We start from the raw sequence: 5979 nt of genomic DNA, 5'->3' as shown, positions 1-5979 counted from the left end.
AACGACATCAGCCACGGCGACCTGGTCCGCACCAACCCCGACCAGACCATGACCATCGACCCCTGCAACCTGCAGTTCCTCTACCAGGGCAAGTCCCCCACCGCGAGCGGCCCCTACGACCAACTGCCCTGGCGGCCGGCTGTCCTCACCCTGCAACGCTGAACCGGCCTGTGTACCTCGCCGACGGGAGGCCTCCCCCAGATCGGGCCGGCCGTCGCCTTTGCCCACGGGAGGCACAGGGCAGCCCCGCCCGTCGTGGACACGGGGCTGCGACGCCACTACCCCCCCCAAGCAGGCCGGCCAGGTCGTCACCCGCCAAGCTGACCTGTACGGGCGGCGGCCATCACGGACAGTGCCACCTCCACGGTCATGTCATCCCAGACCGACGGGTTCGTAAGGGTACGGCTGCGGCCCGTGGGCGCACGGGCTCGCCGCACCGTCCTGGTTCCTGAGTACCGACGGTGACCCTGTGCTGACCTGCGCACAGGTCTCACCCGCCCGGCTGCCTGGTCACCGCGGCCTTGGACGTCATGGAGTCGAGTGCGTGCCTTCACGGACGCCGTGACCGCCGCCCGGCCGAGGCGCGGCGGGCGCCCGGGGCAAGATCGGGCGCACCTCCCGCACAGCGCCGACGGCACTCGGGCACTGCTGTACGCCGAGTGGCCCAGCGGCGAGGCGCACCAGGAGGCCGCGGAGGCCGGCCAGCACGACAAGGGGCACGAGATCTTCGCCGGCACCCCCGGGCGCACGGCTGTCCCACCGAAGGCGGTATCGCCTTGATCCCTCGCTGTCCGGCCGCCGGCGTCATCGGATCGTCCCCGGGCACCCGTCGTGGTGCCCCGACCCTGTCGGGAGGAAGAGATCACACAGGCAATGGATCACCCTGTCCCGCTCTCCGGGTACCGTCAGGGTATGAGTCATCCGCACCCCGAGCTGAAAGCCGCACCGCCCCTTCCCGAAGGAGGGCTGCGGGTCATCGCCCTGGGCGGCCTGGGTGAGATCGGCCGCAACATGACCGTCTTCGAGCACGCGGGCAAACTGCTCATCGTCGACTGCGGCGTGCTGTTCCCCGAGGAGACCCAGCCCGGTGTGGACGTGATCCTGCCGGACTTCACCTCGATCCGGGACCGGCTGGACGACATCGTGGCCGTGGTCCTCACCCACGGCCACGAGGACCACATCGGCGGCGTGCCGTACCTGCTGCGCGAGCGGTCCGACATTCCCGTCGTCGGTTCCAAGCTGACGCTGGCGTTCCTGGAGGCCAAGCTCAAGGAACACGGCATCCGGCCGCGCACGGTGCGGGTGCGGGAAGGCGACCGGCGTGGCTTCGGGCCCTTCGACTGCGAGTTCGTGGCGGTCAACCACTCCATCCCCGACAGCCTCGCGGTCGCGATCCGCACCCGGGCCGGGATGGTCCTGCACACCGGCGACTTCAAGATGGACCAGTTCCCTCTCGACGACCGCATCACCGATCTGCGCGCCTTCGCCCGCCTCGGCGAGGAGGGCGTGGACCTGTTCCTCACCGACTCCACCAACGCCGAAGTACCCGGTTTCACCACCTCCGAGCGTGAGCTGAACCCGGCGATCGAGCAGGTGATGCGCACCGCGCCGCGCCGGGTCATCGTCTCCAGCTTCGCCAGTCATGTGCACCGTATCCAGCAGGTCCTGGACGCCGCCCACCAGCACGGCCGCAAGGTCGCCTTCGTCGGCCGGTCGATGGTCCGCAACATGGGCATCGCCCGTGACCTGGGCTATCTGAAGGTCCCCTCCGGTCTGGTCGTGAGCACGAAGGAGCTGGAGAAGCTCCCGGACCACAAGATCACTCTGGTGTGCACCGGCTCCCAGGGCGAACCGATGGCCGCGCTGTCACGGATGGCCAACCGCGACCACATGATCCGTATCGGCAAGGGCGACACCGTCCTGCTCGCCAGCTCCCTCATCCCCGGCAACGAGAACGCCATCTACCGGGTGATCAACGGACTCACCCGGTGGGGCGCCCACGTGGTCCACAAGGGCAACGCCAAGGTGCACGTCTCCGGGCATGCCAGCGCCGGTGAACTCGTCTACTGCTACAACATCGTCAAGCCCCGCAACGTCATGCCCGTGCACGGCGAATGGCGCCACCTGCGGGCCAACGCCGACCTCGCCATCCGCACCGGTGTCGACCCCGACCACCCTCGCCGCCGAAGGCGTGGTCACGGTGGTGGCGATCGTCGACGCTGACACCGGCGCCCTCGCCGAGGCCCCCGACTTCCTGGCCCGGGGCTTCGTCCACGACGACGCCACCTTCGAGCCGGTCATCCCCGTCATCGAGAAGACCCTGGCCACCGCGGCCGAGGAAGGCGTCGGGGACGCCCGCCAACTCGAACAGCTCCTCGCCCGCGCCGTGGCGAACTGGGCGTACCGCACCCACCGCCGCCAGCCCCTCATCATCCCCGTCATCATCGACGCCTGAGCCACACCCGGGCAGGCGTCCGGGGGAGGACGCCGATGTGTACGAGGTGAAACCCGGCGACGAGTCGGTCCTGATGTCCAGCCTCATCACCGGCCCGCCGGGTCGGCCCGTACGAATCGCGCCCGGGTTTCGCCCGGACGCGTCCGGGGCGGCCCGGCGGCGAGCGCTGCGCCGGGCATCCCGCAGCTGACCTGCCGCCCGAGTTCTCCCGTCACCCACCTTGTGACGTGTTTCCGATCGGCAGGGCGTGGACGCCTGTGTCGATGGTCCACAGACGTCCGCGCTCGTCCGGTGGTGTTCGTCGGCGTTGTCACGCAGTGGGACACTCACCCCTACGACGGCAGCCCCTTCCGCTTGGACCTCTAAGCGGATCCCCTCTGACCGGGTACAAGGGCACGGTGAGCTGCCCAGCCTGCCTCGGTGAGCGCCCAAGGGTCACCGCGCCTCTCGTAAGGCTTGAGCAGCCCTGCCTTGACCATCCGGTTCCGCTGCCAAGCGGTTCGGTTCTCCCACTTGACTTCCCCGTTGGATGGCTGTGGCAGGTGGTCCGTCTCGGTGAGCTGGGAACCGTACCGCTCCTCGATCCTCCGAAGCACGGCCTGCTTGGAACCCGCACCGCCCATCTCGCCAAGCGTTATGAGAAGCCAACGGCCGAGTACCTCGTGGGGTGTCAGCTGCATGCAGGCGATCGTAGGATGCCGCTCCAGCCCGTGTGGCGCCCTCTGCTGAGAAAGTGGCTTGGATCCAGACCCAGTTGGATCGCTGCACTCGGCTGGGAATCCACTTCTGGGGCTACTCCGGCGATTGATGCGGCTCAGTGGACCCAGGTGCGGATCGCCCACGGCGTGGCGGTCACCCGCATCGCCGACTCCGCCGGCGTCCGCTGAGCAAGAGGCCCGCTACGGCCGGTTCGCCGGCACCAGGCTTGACCTTGACACGTTGATAAGGTGTGCGCTGGGTGCAGGAGGTGGTCCCGATCCACACGACAAACGGAACCCCACAGCACACCCGCGTGGCCGACGCCCTCGGCGCCCAGGACGCGTCGGTCCGGCTTCAGGCGGCCCTGGCGGTCGGCTCGAACCCCGATCCCGGCTTCCTGGAGACACTCGTCGAGCGGTGCGCGGTCGAGCCGGACTTCTTCGTGCGGGACATGCTGTCCTGGGCGCTGACCCGCCTCCCGCCGGAGATCACCCTGTCCCGGATCCGCCAGGAACTCGGCTCTGAGCGCACCCAGGCCCGCAGTCAGGCGCTGCACACGCTCTCCAAGATCGGTGACGGCAGCGCGTGGGCCTGGATCACGCGCGACATGCTGCGCGACGCCGACGACGAGGTCGCGCGGACCGCGTGGCGCGTCGCGGTCGCCCTCGTGCCCGAGGACGTGAAGAGGGACCTGGCCGGCGAACTGGTCATGCAGCTCGGCCGCGGCGACCGCGAGGTGCGGCTGAGCCTGAGCCGGGCCCTCGTCGACCTCGGCGACGTGAGCACGCCCGCCCTGGAGCAGGCCGCGGCGCACCCCGACCCGGTGGTGGCCGCGCACGCCCGTGCCACCGAGCTGCTGCGGCAGAACCCGGAGACCGGTTTCGACGCGGCCCTCGACGAGGCGAAGCGAGTCGTCACACTCGGCCCGGAACGAGCCGCAGCCGCCGGGGCTGTGTCGGGAGCCGCCGAGCCTGGGCACAGCGGGGAGGCCGGGGAGTCCGCGCGGGCCGGGGAGACGGCGGGTTTCGTGGAGTCCGCGGAGGCTACGGAGGTGGCGGGCGTCGCGGAGTCCGCCGGGACCGCGGAGACGGCCGCGTTGGCGGAGGCTGCCAAGGCGGTGGAGGCCGTGGAGGCCGGGGAGTCCGCCGCGACCGGGGAGAGGGCGGGTGTCGGGGAGGCCGCCGGGGTTACAGCGACGGCCGGCGCCGTGGCTGACGCGGACGTGACCGAGGCCGCGGGGTGCTGATCGGGGAGGTGGCCCGTCACTCGGGGGTGAGTGCCCGGATGCTCCGGCACTACGACGCCCTCGGGCTGGTACGACCGACCGGTCGCACCGTCGGCGGCTACCGCGAGTACTCCGCCGAGGACGTCCGCAGGATCTTCCACGTGGAGAGCCTGCGGTCCCTCGGGCTCTCGCTCAAGCAGATCGGGCGCGCGCTGCAGGACCCGGCCTTCACGCCGTCCGCCCTGGTCAGCGACCTCATCCGGTGGACGGAAGACCGCTTGGAGCGGGAACGGGAGCTGCTGGAGCGGCTCCGCGCGATCGATGCGTCGGCGCCCACCGGCTGGCAGGACGTCCTGCGCATCGTCGAGCTCATGCAGGGGCTCGACTCGACCAGCGCCGCCCGCAGGCAGCAGGCCGTGCTGGCCCGGCCGGAGGGTTTGCCGGTTCCCGCCGAGCTGCTGGCCGGGGCGGTCCTGACCGAATCCGACCCCAACGTGGCGGGCGCCCTGCGCTGGGCGCTCGCCCGATCGGGCGGCGACGGGGTGGAGACGCTGGCCGCCGGCGTGCGGTCGCAGGACGTCGACGTCCGGCGCCGTGCGGTGCAGGCGATCGCGGGGATGCCCGAGACCCCGGGTGCGACCGCGGTGCTCGCGGAGGCGCTCCGGGACCCGGAGACGACGGTGCGCAGGCACGCCGCGCTGGCGTTGGGCAGGCGTGGGGTGACCGAGGCCGTGCCGGCCCTCGTCGGCATGGTGGTCGAGGGCGCCAACGACGTCGACGCGGCGGAGGTCCTGGGAACGCTGTCCCAGGACCCCGGGTGCGGGGACCGGATCCTGACCGCACTGGCCGGCGAACTCGCCGCGCCCACCGCGGACTCCGCGACGCGGATACGCCTGACCCAGGCGCTGGTCGAGCTGCCGGGGGCCACCGCGCAGGACGTCCTGCGCCGGCTGGCACACGACGAGGACCGCGCCGTCGCACTCGTCGCCTCGGCCTTCCTCGGGGTGCTCCAGGAGCGGTCCCGCCTGTGACGGCGCCGTGGTCAGCGGGCGGGGACCGGCAGCAGACCCTCCGTGTACCGGGCGCGCCCTTCGGCAGCAGCCAGCTGAGCCGAGCCGCAGGGTGACGCGGTGGCGAGCTACCGCGAGGGCCTGGTTCAGGGTCGCGAGGACCCGTTCGACGTGCGTCAGGCACTCCGCGCCCGTGTCGGTGAGTTCGACGTGCCGTGAGGAGCGGTCGAGCAGACGGACGCTCAGACCGCTCTCCAGCTGGGCGATCGTACGGCTGAGCGCCAGCTGGGTGATCAACGGTTCCTCGGTGGCCCGGGAGAACGAGCGGTGGAGTTGCCGGGGACCAGGACCATGCCTTCTTCGGGTACGCGTGTCATGGCGGAAGTGCCGGTTCGGCGAGCGGGTCGATCCGTCCCCGACACATACGTGTGGGCCGGTGGAGCGAGGGGCGCGGGTGCGGAGCGGGAGGGGGCGGCTGCTCGGGGCGCCGCCCCCCTGCCGTGAGGCTTACGCCTCCTCGTTCACCCAGCTCATCAGCTTGCGCAGCTGCTTGCCGGTGGTCTCCAGCAGGTGCTCGGAGTCCTGCTGCT

5 protein-coding genes and 3 pseudogenes are annotated in these 5979 nt (G+C 71.2%); 5 read left to right on the top strand and 3 right to left on the bottom strand.

Annotated elements, in window-relative coordinates:
• The coding region (locus IO33_RS48875; protein WP_280921965.1) for a non-reducing end alpha-L-arabinofuranosidase family hydrolase at positions 1–162 on the top strand (162 nt) is incomplete at its 5' end.
• Between the two features lie 155 nt (positions 163–317).
• Here the strand turns inward: IO33_RS48875 and IO33_RS53320 are convergent.
• Positions 318–437, bottom strand: a pseudogene (locus tag IO33_RS53320) (CBS domain-containing protein); the annotation flags it as partial.
• A gap of 103 nt (positions 438–540) precedes the next feature.
• Here IO33_RS53320 and IO33_RS45320 point away from each other — a divergent pair.
• Both IO33_RS45320 and IO33_RS45315 read left to right on the top strand, forming a co-directional pair.
• Complete coding sequence (locus IO33_RS45320) at positions 541–780, top strand: hypothetical protein (RefSeq protein ID WP_245236072.1); 240 nt, start codon at positions 541–543, stop codon at positions 778–780.
• 132 nt (positions 781–912) lie between these two features.
• Positions 913–2455, top strand: a pseudogene (locus IO33_RS45315) (ribonuclease J).
• A gap of 362 nt (positions 2456–2817) precedes the next feature.
• Here the strand turns inward: IO33_RS45315 and IO33_RS54390 are convergent.
• Complete coding sequence (locus tag IO33_RS54390; protein ID WP_078964164.1) at positions 2818–3135, bottom strand: winged helix-turn-helix domain-containing protein; 318 nt, start codon at positions 3133–3135, stop codon at positions 2818–2820.
• Positions 3136–3413: 278 nt separating this feature from the next.
• On the opposite strand from IO33_RS54390, the gene IO33_RS45310 reads away from it, so the two are divergent.
• Positions 3414–4400 carry a HEAT repeat domain-containing protein gene (locus IO33_RS45310; RefSeq protein ID WP_425348008.1) on the top strand — a complete coding sequence of 329 codons (987 nt, stop codon included), beginning with the start codon at positions 3414–3416 and terminating at the stop codon, positions 4398–4400.
• Positions 4394–5410: a HEAT repeat domain-containing protein gene (locus tag IO33_RS0141735; RefSeq protein ID WP_031174298.1), complete on the top strand. Its 1017-nt coding sequence runs from the start codon at positions 4394–4396 to the stop codon at positions 5408–5410. Before IO33_RS45310 ends, IO33_RS0141735 begins: the two co-directional genes overlap by 7 nt.
• Before the next feature lie 228 nt (positions 5411–5638).
• On the opposite strand, the pseudogene IO33_RS53315 reads toward IO33_RS0141735, so the two are convergent.
• Positions 5639–5686 (bottom strand): annotated as a pseudogene (locus IO33_RS53315) (hypothetical protein); the annotation flags it as partial.
• Positions 5687–5979: the final 293 nt, after the last annotated feature.

The sequence above is a fragment of the Streptomyces durhamensis genome (genome assembly GCF_000725475.1).
GTDB classification, from domain to species: Bacteria; Actinomycetota; Actinomycetes; order Streptomycetales; family Streptomycetaceae; genus Streptomyces; species Streptomyces filipinensis.
The sequence above is the reverse complement of the archived record's forward strand: the minus strand, read 5'-3'. Positions and strand labels throughout refer to the sequence as shown.

Bases quoted from the DNA above. Each gene is read 5' to 3' on its own strand.
- IO33_RS54390 (WP_078964164.1), bottom strand. From the start codon at position 3,135: ATGCAGCTGACACCCCACGAGGTACTCGGCCGTTGGCTTCTCATAACG.